The organism is Corynebacterium sp. Marseille-P4611, from assembly GCF_916618765.1.
In the GTDB taxonomy this organism is placed as follows: domain Bacteria; phylum Actinomycetota; class Actinomycetes; order Mycobacteriales; family Mycobacteriaceae; genus Corynebacterium; species Corynebacterium marquesiae.
In genome coordinates, this window is record NZ_CAKAKD010000001.1 from 1,355,226 (window position 1) to 1,369,956 (window position 14,731).

The 14,731-nt window shown below is 62.5% G+C and carries 16 protein-coding genes; 10 read left to right on the forward strand and 6 right to left on the reverse strand.

The genetic code is table 11. The annotated features are described in order from the left end of the window. The first annotated feature begins 4 nt into the window (after positions 1-4). Together LG376_RS06595 and LG376_RS06600 are read left to right on the forward strand one after the other, a co-directional pair. On the forward strand, positions 5-394 hold the full coding sequence (locus LG376_RS06595) for an ankyrin repeat domain-containing protein (protein ID WP_225746566.1): 390 nt from the start codon (positions 5-7) through the stop codon (positions 392-394). Beyond that, positions 391-1,038 (forward strand): LysE family translocator, encoded by a 648-nt coding sequence (locus LG376_RS06600; protein ID WP_049377196.1) that lies wholly within the window; start codon positions 391-393, stop codon positions 1,036-1,038. The genes LG376_RS06595 and LG376_RS06600 overlap by 4 nt, the downstream gene beginning before the upstream one ends. Here the strand turns inward: LG376_RS06600 and LG376_RS06605 are convergent. Then, positions 1,035-2,366, reverse strand: a complete 1,332-nt coding sequence (locus LG376_RS06605; RefSeq protein ID WP_225746567.1) for a hypothetical protein — start codon at positions 2,364-2,366, stop codon at positions 1,035-1,037. The two genes, LG376_RS06600 and LG376_RS06605, sit on opposite strands and share 4 nt — an antisense overlap. Next, complete coding sequence (locus tag LG376_RS06610; RefSeq protein WP_225746568.1) at positions 2,359-3,201, reverse strand: DNA adenine methylase; 843 nt, start codon at positions 3,199-3,201, stop codon at positions 2,359-2,361. The genes LG376_RS06605 and LG376_RS06610 overlap by 8 nt, the downstream gene beginning before the upstream one ends. A 334-nt stretch (positions 3,202-3,535) precedes the next feature. On the opposite strand from LG376_RS06610, the gene LG376_RS06615 reads away from it, so the two are divergent. Continuing rightward, complete coding sequence (locus LG376_RS06615; protein WP_225746569.1) at positions 3,536-4,114, forward strand: TetR/AcrR family transcriptional regulator; 579 nt, start codon at positions 3,536-3,538, stop codon at positions 4,112-4,114. A 117-nt stretch (positions 4,115-4,231) separates the two neighbouring features. Here the strand turns inward: LG376_RS06615 and rpsT are convergent, their stop codons facing one another. Both rpsT and LG376_RS06625 read right to left on the reverse strand, forming a co-directional pair. Further along, positions 4,232-4,495 (reverse strand): 30S ribosomal protein S20, encoded by a 264-nt coding sequence (gene rpsT / locus LG376_RS06620; RefSeq protein ID WP_005324114.1) that lies wholly within the window; start codon positions 4,493-4,495, stop codon positions 4,232-4,234. A gap of 226 nt (positions 4,496-4,721) precedes the next feature. Then, positions 4,722-5,258, reverse strand: a complete 537-nt coding sequence (locus LG376_RS06625; RefSeq protein ID WP_225746570.1) for a type II toxin-antitoxin system PemK/MazF family toxin — start codon at positions 5,256-5,258, stop codon at positions 4,722-4,724. An 18-nt stretch (positions 5,259-5,276) separates the two neighbouring features. Between LG376_RS06625 and lepA the strand changes: the two genes are divergently transcribed. Further along, positions 5,277-7,127: a translation elongation factor 4 gene (gene lepA, locus LG376_RS06630; protein ID WP_198491911.1), complete on the forward strand. Its 1,851-nt coding sequence runs from the start codon at positions 5,277-5,279 to the stop codon at positions 7,125-7,127. Positions 7,128-7,324: 197 nt separating this feature from the next. Here lepA and LG376_RS06635 read toward each other — a convergent pair whose 3' ends face one another. Continuing rightward, the gene (locus tag LG376_RS06635; protein ID WP_225746571.1) at positions 7,325-8,314 is read right to left on the reverse strand and encodes an HNH endonuclease signature motif containing protein; all 990 of its coding nucleotides are present in this window, start codon (positions 8,312-8,314) and stop codon (positions 7,325-7,327) included. Positions 8,315-8,470: 156 nt separating this feature from the next. Here LG376_RS06635 and LG376_RS06640 point away from each other — a divergent pair, with 156 nt between their 5' ends. From LG376_RS06640 to LG376_RS06665, 6 genes are all read left to right on the forward strand, one after another. Further along, entirely contained in the window at positions 8,471-9,847 is a 1,377-nt protein-coding gene (locus LG376_RS06640) for a M20 family metallopeptidase (protein WP_225746572.1), read from the forward strand. A gap of 42 nt (positions 9,848-9,889) precedes the next feature. Further along, the gene (locus tag LG376_RS06645) at positions 9,890-11,137 is read left to right on the forward strand and encodes a sensor histidine kinase (protein ID WP_225746573.1); all 1,248 of its coding nucleotides are present in this window, start codon (positions 9,890-9,892) and stop codon (positions 11,135-11,137) included. Further along, a complete protein-coding gene (locus tag LG376_RS06650; protein ID WP_225746574.1) occupies positions 11,134-11,745 on the forward strand; it encodes a hypothetical protein in 612 nt (203 codons plus the stop codon). The genes LG376_RS06645 and LG376_RS06650 overlap by 4 nt, the downstream gene beginning before the upstream one ends. Continuing rightward, a complete protein-coding gene (locus LG376_RS06655) occupies positions 11,742-12,407 on the forward strand; it encodes a response regulator transcription factor (protein WP_225746575.1) in 666 nt (221 codons plus the stop codon). Before LG376_RS06650 ends, LG376_RS06655 begins: the two co-directional genes overlap by 4 nt. Positions 12,408-12,473: 66 nt before the next feature. Continuing rightward, positions 12,474-13,685, forward strand: coding sequence for a sensor histidine kinase (locus tag LG376_RS06660; RefSeq protein WP_225746576.1), 1,212 nt, complete (start codon positions 12,474-12,476; stop codon positions 13,683-13,685). Beyond that, on the forward strand, positions 13,682-14,335 hold the full coding sequence (locus tag LG376_RS06665; protein WP_225746577.1) for a response regulator transcription factor: 654 nt from the start codon (positions 13,682-13,684) through the stop codon (positions 14,333-14,335). The genes LG376_RS06660 and LG376_RS06665 overlap by 4 nt, the downstream gene beginning before the upstream one ends. 6 nt (positions 14,336-14,341) lie before the next feature. On the opposite strand, the gene LG376_RS06670 is transcribed toward LG376_RS06665, so the two are convergent. After that, the gene (locus LG376_RS06670) at positions 14,342-14,722 is read right to left on the reverse strand and encodes a hypothetical protein (protein WP_086588306.1); all 381 of its coding nucleotides are present in this window, start codon (positions 14,720-14,722) and stop codon (positions 14,342-14,344) included. Between the last annotated feature and the right edge of the window lie 9 nt (positions 14,723-14,731).

Below are 14,731 nucleotides of genomic sequence, written 5' to 3' on the forward strand. Positions count from 1 at the left end.
AACTATGTCTGAGACGCAAGTGCAAGAATTCGCCGGTCGACTCTTTGACATGGCGCGCGAGGGCAACCTGGACCTCCTCGCCTATATCGACCACGGCGTGAATATTGACCTCGTCAACCACGAAGGCCAGTCCTTTATTATGCTCGCCGCCTATCACGGCCACGCCGAGCTGGTTTCTGCACTTGCCCGCGCCGGCGCGGACGTCAACCTGCTCAATGACCGCGGCCAGTCCCCGCTGGCCGGTGCCATCTTCAAGAAGGAAGACGCGGTTATCGAGGCCCTCCTTTCCGCCCACGCCGACCCCACCGCCGGCCGTCCCTCCGCGCTGGATTCCGCCCGCCTGTTTGGCCGCGAGGACCTTATCCCGCGCCTCGAAAGCGAGGCGGGGGAGTGACCTGGACGTCCTTTTTCACCCTCTTGCTGATGAACCTGGTGGGCGTCGCCTCGCCGGGACCGGACATCATTTTGGTGACCCGCTACGCCACCCGCTCGCGCCGCCACGCCATTGCCGCGGCCGCCGGCATCCAGATCGGCGTGCTCTTTTGGAGCGCCGCCACCGTCTTTGGCGCCGCCGCGCTGCTGACCGCCTTCCCGGAAATCCTCGGCGCGGTCCAGGCCATCGGAGGCTGCTTTTTGGTGTTTATGGGAACGCGCGCGCTGCGCAGCGGCATCGCCCAGCGCGCCAATCCACCGGTAGACCTTGAAGACGCCGCCGCCCAGCTCGGCCGCCTGCGCACCGCCTTCAAGGTCGGCCTAGCCACCAATATGTCCAACCCAAAAATCGTGCTCTTCCTCGCCGCGATGATCGCCCCGCTGCTCCCGGCCAGCCCACCCGTCTGGCTGGCGATTGCGCTGACCCTCTCGCTTTCGCTGTCGGCCTTCCTCTTCTTCCTCGTCGTCGCCACGGTAATTTCCACCAATGCCGTGCGCCGCAAGCTCATCGCCGCCGGCCCGTGGATTGACATCGGCTCGGGCCTCTTCTTCGTCATCGCCGGCATTGTTCTCATCATCTCCGGCGGGCAAAACCTGCTGGCTTAAAATAGGCGCGGCGCGCCCTCGGCCACCGTGTCCAGCACCCACTGGGTCCAACGGGCGACGGTGGAGGCGCGCCGCCGGGACGTCGCCAAGCTGAGCCCCAGCCCATTCATGGCCGCACAAATCTCCGCGGTGCTAGCCACCGCGCCGCGGGCCAGGCTGAGCTCAAGCACCTCGCGGAAAACCCGCCGCGCCGCCAGCGCCCGTATGAGCGCCGCATTCCGAGCGTCGCGCTGCGGCTGCTCGATCACCCGCCGCCCGTGCTCCGTCGTCTCCCACGTGTCCTCCACCGGCTCCGCCAGGCCCAGGTAGCGCGCGGCGTTGGCATAATAATCCGCCTGCCGCGGGTCGAAATCATAGCGCTGGGTAATCTCCGCCTTGCTTAGCGGCTGCAGGGCGATGAGCTCCAGCAAGTTGACCACCCGCTCAAAGCTATTAGCCTGCGGGAAGGGCACGGCCGGTTCGGGTTCGGGCGCTACCGCCCGCACGATGTCGAGCGCCGCCTGCGCATCCAAGTGCGAGGAGGACAGCGCGTAGCGGGCGCTATCGACCAGCGAAATGCTGCGAAAATCCGCCGGGTCCCGAAACTCATAGCGGTACAGGTGGAAAATACCATTGGAATACACCAGGTAAACCGGCACCACATCCTTGGCCAGGCGCTGCTGGAAACGCCGATACGGAAAATACAGCTGCCGGATATTGAAATCCTCTGACAGGTGGTTCTTCGCCTCCACCAGCACCAGGTGCTCGAGCGATTCAAAGCCGCCGTCGATTTCCATCTGCGCGCGGTCCACCGCCACATCCACGCCCAAGTCCGGCAGCCGCACCTTAAGCCCGTGCGTGGACATGCGCCCCGCCACCGTGGCCTGCAACGGCGCGCACCCGAGGAAGTCCTCCAGCATCCCGCTTGCCGACGCCCCATTTAACGCCACCGCCTCCGAGCTCACCCCCTCCAACGAGAGGGTGTCCAGCCCCGCCGGCAGCTCCAGCGTGCGCACCTCGCCGCGCTGCGTTTCTGGAAATCGTTCGTACAGGTTGAATCGCCCCACCAGATATTCGCTGCGGCTGACCGGTAAGATTCCCAGTTGGAGACGCTGAAAAATCCACGGCCGCGACGTAGAAAAATCATGCTTGGCCATCAGCCGCGGCTGCCGGCCCGAGAGCCGTTCTAGCTCCCGCGCGCCGATATAGAAATACCCGCGCCGCTCCAGCTGCGCGTCGTATCCCGCCGCCAGGATGCGCAGCCAGCCCCAGTCATTGACGCCGAGCTTCACCGACTCCGGCACACCAAAGCGCGCCCGCAGCTCCTGCGCTTCCGGCCCGCTAGTCACCGCGGACCTCGTAGTTGCGCACCAGGACCTCGTCGACTTTGCCGCGTTTCGAACCAACGGAGTTAATCGCCCGCGTTGCTCCCACGATTCCTACTTCATAATCCGCATAAAGCTCGCGGATGAACTCGGTGGCCGAATTAGACAACAGGAACTTCACCCCGCGCCTATCCAAGTCATCGCAGACCTCTTTGAGGCGCTGTTGTTCCGCACGGTCAAAGCCGCCCTTTTGGTAGCCGGTAAAGGAGCTCGTCACGTTCACCGGGTCATAAGGAGGGTCGAAGTACACAAAGTCCCCCTCGCGTGCCTGTGCTACCGCCGCGGCGAAATCGCCCTGCGAGAAGGCCACATCGTTCTCCGCAAAATAGTGGTGCACCGCGCGCAGAGTGTCTTCATCGCAGATAGTGGGATTCTTATAACGCCCAAACGGGGCATTAAATTGGCCGGCCGCGTTCACGCGGTACAGGCCGTTATAGCAGGTGCGATTCAGATACAACGTTCGTGCCGCGCGCTCGACGGGGGAGAGGGCGGCAAACTCGTGGGCATCCCGGTCCACTGCGCGCAGCGCATAGAAAAACTCTGCCTCATTGGGGTAGCCCGCGAGCTCCTCAATGAGCTCATCGACCCCGCCGCGCACCACCTCATACAGGTTAATGAGCTCGCAATTGAGATCGTTGACCCGTGCGCTGGCCGGCTCCAGAGAGAAAAGCACCGCGCCGCCACCGATGAAGGGTTCATAATAACGCCGCGGGGTATCCGCCGGCAGGGCGGCGTGAATATGCGGCAAGAGCTGGCGCTTCCCGCCCGCCCATTTCACCAGTGGCTTAACGTTTTTCATCGTTGACTCATCTTAGCCGCCCCATCGGACATGAGCACCATCGGGCTTTCGAACGTGCGGGCGGATAAATCGAGTGCGCGGCCGGGCGGGGCTTGGCGCCCTGGTTGTCCAACGTCACAGTTTTCCCGAAAAGTGCCATGACGGGCGCAAACGCGCAGCCGTGCCGGCGGGAGATCCTCATGGCGCGTATGGCGGTTTCCCTGACCGAATATAAGGTAATAAAATCGCCCCAAAACCCCTTAGTTTGTAGACAAAATAGAATTTCCTCACATTTTCTTAGGGAGAAAGAAAAGTTACTGAAGCTTGAAGAGCGTCGGGACAGAAAGGGGCATTTATGCCGCGTATATCAAAAATCCGAGTCGCTGCGCTCAACCTCGTCATCGAGAACGGTTATGACGGGTTCACCATGGAGGAGCTCGCTCACGAAGTGGGCGTTTCCCGCCGTACGCTTTTTAATTACATAAAAGACAAAGAATCGGCAGTTTTAGGCCCCGAAATGTCGGAGGAAGTGGAGAACCAATTCCAAAATTTCGCCGCAGGATTGCCCACCGGAAGCCTGCGCGAAGATTCCAAAATCATGGCTATGACCGTATTCAATCGTGCCGTAGGCGATGAGTTCTTCCCCGAAATCTCCCAGCTCACGGCCCAGGCGTTGGCTAAGGATACGAAGCTGCGCGCTCTGTACTGCCAGCGCAATAGCCGCATAATTCAGCGCGTCCGCCAGGCGGTGCAGGCCCGCGAAGGTTGGAAGTCCTCCGACCCGCGTCTCACGCCGACCGTCAATATCATCCACACCCAGTTCCTGACCGCCTTCGAGACCTTCGTGGAAACCCGTGGCGGAACTTCGCTTGCCGACGCCTTCCGTAGCGCCGGCGCCATCTTCGAAGACTACTTCAACGACGACCTGGCCTAAGCGCCCCGCCTAAGTCTCACCGGCCCTGCCTGCCGGTTCCGCCGCCCAAAATGAGCTAAGAAAATCCCCCGGCGCGCTCCGTAGAGCGCGACCGGGGGATGATCTGTGCAATGGCTCTTAGTCCATCTTGTTGAACGCGGAAGCCATGCCGGACTTCTTGTTGGCTGCGGTGTTGCGGTGGAAGACACCCTTGGACACGGACTTGTCCAGGGCGCGGGATGCCACGCGCAGCTGCTTCTCAGCAGCAGCCTTGTCGCCAGCGGCAACGGTCTCGCGGAACTTGCGGATTTCGGTACGGACGGCGGAGCGAACGGACTTGTTGCGCTGACGTGCCTTCTCGTTGGTGATAACGCGCTTCTGCTTGGACTTGATATTTGCCATGAAAAATACCTCTTAGTAATCGAAAGTGATTGACGTAGAAACCGACCTACTCGGACTACTCCCGCGGCCAGCAAACGCTGGCGCGCTCGGCGCTGGTATTCGAAGAGCGAACCCAAGGTCCTGCCCGCCCCGACCAGCGCGCCCGGCAAGTAAGTAACCAACACACAATAGCAGTACCGAACCCGACCTGCCAAAACCCTCCCCGCGGCCGCCGCCTTCACGCCGGCTAGGCCCAGTGGTAGCGCGACCGCAACCTATTCGCGATTCGTTCGAATCTGCGTTCCGGGAAAAGCGTGCCTTGCCGGCGCACCTGCTCCTCGGATACCTCGAGCAGGCGGTCGAGGCGCACCCAGCAATCGCAGCCGGACTCGTCCCACTCGCCGGAGCCGATTTCCAGCCAGGCGTCGTCAAGCGCGTGCTTTGGGTTGGGGGAGATAAGCAAACCCAACACCGTGGTGCGGGTGCGGCCGACGACCAAAATGGCGCGCTCGCGCGGTGGCGCCTGCTTGCCTTCGGCCGGCACCCACACCCAGACCACCTCGCCGGAATCAGCCTGGCCGTCCATATCGGGGGTGAAAAATATGGACCGGGGGTGGGAGGCAGTGGCTTCTACCTGGATATCGGCGGCCTTGCGCGGCTCGTGGAACTCATCCGACCTATCCAGCCCCAAACGGGAATTAATGCGGCTCAGGCCGGTGTCTATTGGCTCGCGCTCGCTGATTCCCAGCGCTTGGCGCAGACGGGTGAGCATGCCACTTTTCATGTCGACTATTGTAGACGTATGTCTGAAAACTTTGCGGCCACGACGTTTACGGATCCCGCCCGAATCCGAAACTTCTGCATTATTGCTCACATCGACCACGGCAAGTCGACGCTGGCGGACCGCATCCTGCAGCTATCCAAGGTGGTTGCGGAGCGCGATATGCGTGACCAGTTCCTCGATAATATGGACATCGAGCGCGAGCGCGGCATCACCATTAAGGCGCAGAACGTGCGCCTGCCCTGGGTGCCCCAGTCCGGCACCGCGCAGGGGGAGCAGATCGTCCTACAGATGATCGACACCCCCGGCCACGTGGACTTTACCTACGAGGTCTCCCGCGCCCTCGAGGCGTGTGAGGGCGCTATCCTGCTTGTCGACGCCGCCCAGGGCATCGAAGCCCAAACCCTCGCCAACCTCTACCTGGCGATGGAAAACGACCTGGAAATCATCCCGGTCCTCAATAAAATCGACCTGCCGGCCGCCGACCCGGAAAAATACGCGCTGGAAATCGCCAATATCATCGGCTGCGAGCCGGAAGAGGTGCTGCGCGTGTCGGGCAAGACCGGCGAGGGCGTCGTCGAGCTGCTGGACAAGGTCTGCGAGCTAGTGCCGCCGCCGTCTTCTGAATTCGACACCGATGCGCCGGCCCGCGCCATGATTTTTGACTCCGTCTACGACACCTACCGCGGCGTTGTCACCTATATCCGCATGGTGGACGGCAAGCTCACCCCGCGCCAGAAGGTCACCATGATGTCAACCAACGCCAACCACGAGCTGTTGGAAATCGGCATCGTCTCGCCCACAATGCAAAAGTGCGAGGGTTTGGGCCCGGGCGAGGTGGGCTACCTCATTACCGGCGTAAAGGACGTCCGCGAGACCAAGGTGGGCGATACCGTCACCTGGTCCAACGGCGGCGCCGAGACCCCACTCAAGGGCTACAAGGATCCGGACCCGATGGTCTACTCCGGCCTTTTCCCCATCTCCCAGGCCGACTTCCCGGACCTGCGCGATGCTCTGGAAAAGCTGCAGCTTAACGACGCCTCCCTCACCTTCGAGCCCGAAACCTCCGTCGCCCTCGGATTTGGTTTCCGCTGCGGCTTCTTGGGACTGTTGCACATGGAAATCACCCGCGACCGCTTGGAGCGCGAGTTCGGCCTCGACCTGATTTCCACCGCGCCTTCGGTGACCTACCGCGTGGTGGCTGAAGACGGCGAGGAAAAGTGGGTCCACAACCCGTCTGACTGGCCGGAAGGAAAGCTCAACGAGGTCTATGAGCCCGTGGTCAAGATGACCGTCATCGTGCCCGAGCAGTTCGTTGGCCCTACCATGGAGCTATGCCAGTCCAAGCGCGGCCAGATGGGTGGCATGGACTACCTTTCCGAGGACCGCGTGGAGCTGCGCTACACCATGCCGCTCGGTGAAATCATCTTTGATTTCTTCGATATGCTCAAGTCCCGCACCAAGGGCTACGCTTCGCTGAACTATGAGGAGGCCGGCGAGCAGCTCGCGGACCTAGTCAAGGTCGACATCCTGCTCAACGGCGACCCGGTCGACGCTTTTTCCGCCATCGTCCACCGCGATTCCGCCCAGTGGTACGGCAATAAGATGACCAAGAAGCTCAAGGAGCTCATCCCGCGTCAGCAGTTCGAGGTGCCCGTCCAGGCAGCCATCGGCTCGAAGATCATCGCCCGCGAAAACATCCGCGCCATGCGCAAGGACGTGCTGGCGAAGTGCTACGGCGGCGATATCTCCCGTAAGCGCAAGCTGCTGGAGAAGCAGAAGGCCGGTAAGAAGCGCATGAAGACGCTGGGCTCCGTCTCGGTGCCGCAGGAGGCCTTCGTGGCCGCGCTGTCTACCGACGCCGACGATTAATCCACCCCACGCATGTCGAACTCACCTCGCAGCCACGCCTTGGTTGCGAGGTCGAGTCCAGCGGTAGTCTTTTGCGGCGGACTTGAGCGCCCACGCCGCGCCCAGCCCGCCCGGTCTGCCCAGCCCGTCCGGTCGGTTTTCTGAGGTTGGTTTACACGGCTGGGATACGCGGTAGGGCTGGGGCTTTAGGCGAGTAGCTAGGTTGAATCGGCCCAGGGCGGAACCCAGACTATTCGGCCCTGCCGGCGCTCCAGCCGGCCACGCACAGGCGGCGCGTGCGGATCGTCGTCGTTGACGCCGTTGTGATACGGGCACGCCACGCTGAGATTCGCCATATTGGTCTCGCCGCCGTGTTTCCACGCCTGTAGGTGATGAATCTGGCACTTATCCGCCGGATAGTTGCACTCGGCCCACGGGCAGGTGGGGTTTTCTGCGCCCGCCATGAGCCGCTGCTTCTCCGAGGCATGCCGCGAGGTGCGATACAGGTTTACCGCTCCCTCATAAGGATGAACGAGGGTGACGAGCCCGCATTCAGCCAAGCGCTTTTCTACCAGCTGGGCGCCGCTGATTTCGGCTCCATTAGTCAGCCGCAGCGTGATTTCCTCGCCTCCACCGCTTAAGATTTCATCCAATTCATCGAGCTGGATGATGATATTCGTCGTGGCAGTAGGCCGCGCCGCAGCCCCGCCGCGGAAGAAGATATTCTCTACGGAATCAAGCGGCTTTTCCTCATTGATGCTGGCGTGCAGGTCAGCAATGAAATCGGAATCGCCGGTAATCGAAAGCGTCGACGGGCCGCCCTTGCGCCGCGTCATCCGCACGCCCTTTTCCGGCTGTCGCGGCGGATACATCTCCTTCAATCGCGTGCGCGCGAGCCGCTCCACGTCCTGGTTGGTCGCGCATAATTCAGCGCGCAGCGCCCACGCATCCCGCTTGGATTTCGTGCGCGAAACGTATTTTTCAATGATCTTCAACGTCGCCAAGCAATGCTTGGTCGCCCGGCACGAACGCTGCCGGCGGGTGAAGGAGGTGGGGCCAAAGTAGACGTCGGCAAGCGCAAGCAGGCTCCGGGCCTCCTGCCGGGGAAGTCCCAGCCGGCGCAGGTCGGCCTCGCGCGCGCCAGAGACCTCGCCGAGAAGCTCCATCGGCGAGGCAAGTTGGCGGGCGTAGTCCTGCAAGCGGGTCATGCCGGTGAGCCTAAGTCACCCCGCAAGACCGTGGTAGCCCACCCACGCCAGCCTGTGGATAACTCGCCCCACCTGTCACACCAACCCCGAACCCGCCGGGCGGCCTGTGGATAACCTGCGGTACCCTCGAATGCGAAAGCGAGAAAAGGAGCCCCCATGACTGACCCGACCAAGCGGATTCGCCCCACCACCCCCGGACGTCTGGCCGCGCCGCGCCAGGCTCAGCAGCTGCCGCCCCTGCCGGTGACTCGGGCGCGCATTGGCGAGCGGATGGCCACCGAGGTCTTCCAGGAAATGGGTGAGGAGATGCTCGAGGAGCTGCAGAACTTCCGCCGCGACCTGCACCGCAATCCGGAAATCGGCTTGGATTTGCCGCGCACGCAGAAGAAGGTCCTGGAAGCGCTCGAGGGCCTACCGCTGGAGATCCACGTGGGCCAGGATCTGAGCTCGGTGGTGGCCGTGCTGCGCGGCGGTCAGCGCGGCGAGCGGCCGGTGTCGGTGCTTTTGCGTGCGGACATGGACGCCTTGGAGGTGCGCGAGCAGACCGGCAGCCCGTTTGCCTCGACGAATGGCTATATGCACGCCTGCGGCCATGACCTGCATACCGCCGGACTGGTGGGCGCGGCGCGGATTCTGTGCGAGCACCGCGAGGAGCTGCACGGCGATGTCACCTTTATGTTCCAGCCCGGCGAGGAAGGCCCGGGTGGCGCACTGCCCATGATTGAGGAGGGCGTCCTCGACGCCGCTGGCCGACGCCCCATTGCCGCCTACGGCCTCCACGTTGGCCCGCAGGACCGCGGCACCTTCCACTACGTGCCAGGCCCGATGATGGCTAGCTCATCCAACCTGACCATTACTGTGCTGGGCAAGGGCGGGCATGGCTCTCGCCCACACGATGCCATCGACCCGGTGGCCACGCTGGCGGAGATTCAGATGTCTTTGCAGACCGCGCTGACTCGCCGCTTCGATGCGCTCGAGCCCATCGTTATTACCGTGACCAACCTGTGGGCGGGAGACGGCGCGTATAACGCCATCCCGGAGCGTGCGGCCTTGGGTGCTACGGTGCGCGTACTGCGCGATGAGAAGATCGACGCCGTGCGGCAGATGATTACGGAGGTCTCCAGCTCCGTCGCTGCTTCGCACCGGTGCACCGCACAGGTGGATTTCGAGGTTTTGTACCCGACCACCAAGACGAATCCACGGGAAAATCAGTTCGCCGCCACCTTGTGGAGCCAGATGTTTGGCACTGAAAACGTCCAGCCGTTCGATGCCCCGATGATGGCCTCCGAGGACTTCGGCTATGTCCTCGCGCAGGTGCCGGGCACGTTTATGTGGATGGGCACGGCCAATCCGGACAAGCCCGAAAATCAGCGCGAGTGGAACCACTCACCGATGATGCGTTTCGATGACTCGGTGTTGGGAATGCAGTCCGCGGCGCTAGCGGCCGTGGCGTTTGAACGCTTGGCCACCGAAAATGAGCATCCGTCCGCGCAGACGAAGGCCATGCGCGATGCGGCCGGGGTGCAAAAATAATTCATCCCTAGGGACTATGGCCGCCGGCTTAAGCTTGAGGCCATGATCAGAACGAAGTGGAGCACGGCGGGCATTGTGGCTGCCTGCGCGGTGGCGAATTGGCTCATCGGCATGGTGCTGATGAACCTCGACATTGAGGAGTATTCGCCGTCGTTTGCGGAGTATGGACCCTATATCTGCACCGGGTTTGCGGTGGGCGTGCTGGGTATTATCGCCCTGCCCTTTGCCCTGGAGCACCAGCCGCGCGAGCTTTCCGACGTCGACTATGCCGGCTCCACCCGCAGCTTCATCGCTGGCTGCATCGTGCTGCTGGGGTCGAGCTCCTATTTTGGCGCGGCAAGTGGACTCGTGGCTTTTATTTCCATGGTCTCGCGCCGCTCGACCTCGCGCTCGGTGGCCGCAGTGGCGTGCTTCGTGGCGGCATTTGCGATTGATACCATCTTCAACCCCTATATGAACTGGCACGAGATCGGGTGGGTTGGTGCCATCTTCGTCGTGGTCGTGATGGTCGCGGGGTTATTGGTGGGCCAAAAGCGCGCCAATCTGCGCGAAAAGCGGTGGCGAGTGGAGCAACAAGCCCGGATGAATCGTGAAGAGATGCGCGTCAGGGTAGAACGCGCGCGGCAAGAGGAGCGCGAGAGTATCGCGCGGGATATGCACGATACACTCTCGCATCGGCTGAGCCTCGTGGCCATTCATGCGGGTGCGCTGAGCTACCCGCGTGAGGGCGTGCCGGCCGAGTTCACAGACGCAGCGCGCACCATCCGCACGGAGGCCCAGAACGCGGTCGAGGATTTGCGCACCGTCCTAAGCGCCTTGCGCGAAGACCTTTCCCAGGATCCACGCAGCGGCTTAGAGGAGCTGGTCGCGGCCGCGCGCGAGGCCGGCACGGAAGTGACGGTGACCTACGCTGACGGTGCCGGCCCGGATATTTTTACTGGGTTGTCCACGATGGCGCAGCACGCCGTGCACCGCGCAGTACAAGAAGGCCTGACGAACGCACGCAAGCACGCGCTCGGTCAGCCGGTAAGCATCACGGTGCGCGAGGCGGCCGGCGCGGTGGACATCGAGATGCGCAACCCAGTCCCGCGCGGGAAGGCAGGAGCCGACACGGACGGTGTCGAGGGAGGCGCAGGTGGCTACGGTCTAGTGGGCCTGCGCGAGCGTGTGGAGCTTTCCGGCGGGCGCATGAGCATCGCGGCTAACCAGGGAAGTCCGGAAGGAAAGGAAGGCGAGGAATTCAGATGGAGTATCCGGCTACCGCTAGCGCACAAGGAGGCTGCGCAATGAGCGAGATGAGTTGGCAACTGCGCCATCCCGAATACGGGCTCATGCGCATCGACCTAGAAGAAACCACAGCCCGCGAAGGATGGACGGGAAAGTACCTAGACTTTAAGCGCAGTCTTTTTACCTCCACCGTTGACGGAACTTCGCGCAAACTCAGCTATACCGATACCGATGACTCGGCCTATAGCCTGGAATTCCTGCGCGGACACTGCGATGATAATGCGCCCGAAGACGCCGACCGCATCGAGCTGGTGGAGCGCCGCGGTTATGTCGTGCCGGAGTTTCGCGGGCAAGGCGCGAGGGCGATGTTTGCGGCGGTGGGGAAGGTGGACGTCGATAAGCGCCTGCATCGGGTGAACTTATGGACGGTGCTCCTGCAGGCTGCGCTGACATTCATTGCGGCCACGCTAGTTATCGAATTTTTCCCCAAATTCTTCGAAAAGCTAAACGATATTCTCGTTCCCTCGTTCCTCAACGGCGTAGTGGTGGGCCACGCCAAGATAGTGCCGGTAGCACTGGCAATGTTCATGGCACTTACAGTGGCGTATACGCCCCTCGCGTCGCAACTGTGGCGCGCGCGGTGGAATCAACCAGTGGGAAAGGGAGCATGATGGCCGATGCCCTGCGCGTAGTGCTCGTTGATGACGAGGCTCTAGTCCGCAGCGGCCTGCGCCTGCTGCTATCCAACGCGCCGGATATCGAGGTCGTGGCCGAGGCGAGCAATGGCCGAGACGCGGTGGCTACCGTGCTCGACGCGCAGCCCGATGTGGTGCTAATGGATATTCGCATGCCGGTCATGGATGGCATCGCGGCTGTGGAGAAGATTCTGTCCGTCCAGACAGTGCCGATCATCATGCTCACGGCCTTCGATACCGATTCCTTCATCCTGCGGGCCCTGCGCGCCGGGGCGGCAGGGTTCTTGCTCAAGTCGACGCCGCCGGAATCGCTCATGGCGGCTGTGCGCGCGGCCGCGGCGGGGCAGCCGTTGTTGAGCCCGCAGGTCGTCGACAAGCTGGTGGGCATGCAAAGCCCCGCGCTTTCCGACGCCCATTCGCACCACGCCCGCACCGCCCGCAACCACCTAGGTAGGCTTAGCTCCCGCGAGCGCGAAATCGCCGAGCTGGTGGCCCAGGGCTTGAATAATCAGGAGATTGCCGACCGGCTCGTGGTGTCCATGGCCACGGTGAAGTCTCATATGCAGCACATTTTGAAAAAGATCGGCGGCACGAGCCGTGTGCATATTGCGATCATGGTCTTGGAAGCGCGCGGCTAGGGCCGAAGTATCCTCCCTGCGGGGGATACCGCGCGGGCGGCGGGTCGGCTTAAACTGGTGCGCGTTATGAAGTTATTCCGAAAGTCCGACGCGATGCTGCAGCGCCCGCTGTGGCAAAAGCTCGTCATCGCCGCGGTGGCAGTGATAGGCGATTTTATGGTCGTCGCCGCCCGGTTTAGCGAGACCGATGGCTCGTCCGGACGGCTGTTTATTCTTTTCGGGGTGATGATCGGCACGTGGATCTTATTGCCCTTTGCTCTCCGGCATGCTGCGCGGGAGCGTGACCCGCGCAGCACGCAGCCCGGCCCGCGCAGTGCGTTGGTAGCCGCAACCATTATTTCGGCGACGGTGACGATTGCTGAGTTCCGGCCTTCGGTATTTATAGCGGCGTTTTCTGCGGCCTCGCGCCGCAGCCGGTTGTGGATGGCGCTGGTATGCACGGCCATGGTGCTCTCGGAGTTGGTCGATTTTGATATATCTCGAAGCGAAGGGCTTAGTGCGCCCGGGAAGTTGGGATTTTTCTCTGGCATCATCCTCCCAGCAGTAGTGGTTTTAGTTGTCGGGCTGGTTCGCTCGAACCAAAAAGAGCGCACGATTGCGCTGCAGGCGCAGGCGGAGCTCACGCATGAGGAAATGACCACCCGGGAGAATTTTGCGCGGCAGGAAGAACGCGACCGGATCGCGCGGGATATGCACGATACACTCTCGCATCGGCTGAGCATGATTGCGGTCTACGCCGGCGGGTTGGCCTACCGCAAGGACCTAGATCCGGAAGAGACGCGGCAATCCGCGCGCACGATTCGCGATGAAGCCGAGGCCGCCGTGGGGGATCTGCGTGAGGCGCTGCACTCGCTGCGCAGTGAGGGACGTATTGATCCGCGCGAGGGCGTGGAATCTCTGGTGGAGCGTTCCCGCCAGGCGGGCATGAAAGTGGAGGTGCGCTACCAGGCGGGCGCGGGGCCGCAATCGCTGGAGGAGCTGAGCACCATGGCCGGCCACGCGCTCAACCGCGCGGTCCAGGAGGGCCTGACCAACGCCCGCAAGCATGCACCGGGCGCGCCGGTGACCATCACCATCGCCGCGCTTGCCGACGCCCTGTCTATCACCATGTCCAACCCCGTCACCCGGGCCGAGAAGAAGAGCAGCATGCACAGTGGTGGGTATGGGATCGTCGGCATGCGCGAGCGCGCTAGTGTGGTGGGCGGATCGCTGCAGGTAAACAATGAGGAAGGACGCTTCTCGTGGACGCTGCGCCTGCCCAGGAAGGAAATACAGTGAGTGAGATTCGGGTGGTGCTCGTCGATGATGAGCCGCTGCTGCGCCACGGCCTGCGCATGATCTTGGAAGGCGCGCCGGGCATCAGCGTCATCGGCGAGGCCGGCAACGGCAAGGAAGGCATCGAACTTATCCTGGGCGAGGAACCGGATGTGGTGCTGATGGATATCCGCATGCCGGTCATGGACGGCATCGAGGCGACGGCGCAACTGCATTCGCTCGCCGGCGCGCGCGATATCCCGGTGGTGATGCTCACCGCCTTTGATACCGACGAATTTATCCTGCACGCCCTGCGCGCTGGGGCGGTGGGCTTCTTGTTGAAGACGACGGCGCCGGAGGCGCTGGTGGCGTCGGTAAGAGCGGCGGCCCAAGGCCAGCAGCAGCTTAGCCCGAAGGTATTAGAAAACCTGGTGGGGCTAGCGGCCACGCCGCCGCAGCCGGAGCAGGAGATGATTCAGCCGAGCAAATTGGCCGAGCTGAGCGAGCGCGAAAATGAAATTGCCCAGCTGGTGGCCCAAGGACTGAGCAACGCCGAGATTGCCGAGCAGCTATTCATCTCCCTGACCACGGTCAAGACGCACATGAAGCACATCCTGGCCAAGATCGATGGCACCAACCGGGTGCACATCGCCATTGCGGTGCTCGGCGGTTAGGCGTGGCTAGGGCCGGCGGAAAATGGCGGAGGCTAGGCCCACCAGCGCGATGACGCCGACGATAAGGGACGCCACCGGCCAGTACTGCGGGAAGTACTTGAGCGTGTAGCCGAATACTTGGCCGTCATCGAACTGCTGCCATAGCGCGAAGGGCATCCACCAGAGCTTGGTTAGCGTGAGGATGGCACCCACCAGGCCGGTGGCAACCCGCGCGCCACCGCGCAAGAAGAAGCTCGCCGCAACCAGCAGTACGCCCGCAATGGTCAGGGCGAAGAGGAGGGGAGTTTCGGTGCCCAGCGGAGAGCCGCGCAGCAGGAACTCGTGGTCGATTGCGTGTTGTTCGATGAGGGTATATCCATCGAGTACTACGTCATCTGGGATTCCCATAGGTTAATT

Excerpts from the sequence above, each read along its gene's own strand:
- LG376_RS06655 (WP_225746575.1), top strand. The coding sequence starts at position 11,742 with ATGATGGCCGATGCCCTGCGCGTAGTGCTCGTTGATGACGAGGCTCTA.
- LG376_RS06625 (WP_225746570.1), bottom strand. The coding sequence starts at position 5,258 with ATGAAAAGTGGCATGCTCACCCGTCTGCGCCAAGCGCTGGGAATCAGC.
- LG376_RS06645 (WP_225746573.1), top strand. The coding sequence starts at position 9,890 with ATGATCAGAACGAAGTGGAGCACGGCGGGCATTGTGGCTGCCTGCGCG.
- rpsT (WP_005324114.1), bottom strand. The coding sequence starts at position 4,495 with ATGGCAAATATCAAGTCCAAGCAGAAGCGCGTTATCACCAACGAGAAG.
- lepA (WP_198491911.1), top strand. The coding sequence starts at position 5,277 with ATGTCTGAAAACTTTGCGGCCACGACGTTTACGGATCCCGCCCGAATC.
- LG376_RS06660 (WP_225746576.1), top strand. The coding sequence starts at position 12,474 with ATGAAGTTATTCCGAAAGTCCGACGCGATGCTGCAGCGCCCGCTGTGG.
- LG376_RS06635 (WP_225746571.1), bottom strand. The coding sequence starts at position 8,314 with ATGACCCGCTTGCAGGACTACGCCCGCCAACTTGCCTCGCCGATGGAG.
- LG376_RS06615 (WP_225746569.1), top strand. The coding sequence starts at position 3,536 with ATGCCGCGTATATCAAAAATCCGAGTCGCTGCGCTCAACCTCGTCATC.
- LG376_RS06670 (WP_086588306.1), bottom strand. The coding sequence starts at position 14,722 with ATGGGAATCCCAGATGACGTAGTACTCGATGGATATACCCTCATCGAA.
- LG376_RS06650 (WP_225746574.1), top strand. The coding sequence starts at position 11,134 with ATGAGCGAGATGAGTTGGCAACTGCGCCATCCCGAATACGGGCTCATG.
- LG376_RS06640 (WP_225746572.1), top strand. The coding sequence starts at position 8,471 with ATGACTGACCCGACCAAGCGGATTCGCCCCACCACCCCCGGACGTCTG.
- LG376_RS06610 (WP_225746568.1), bottom strand. The coding sequence starts at position 3,201 with ATGAAAAACGTTAAGCCACTGGTGAAATGGGCGGGCGGGAAGCGCCAG.
- LG376_RS06595 (WP_225746566.1), top strand. The coding sequence starts at position 5 with ATGTCTGAGACGCAAGTGCAAGAATTCGCCGGTCGACTCTTTGACATG.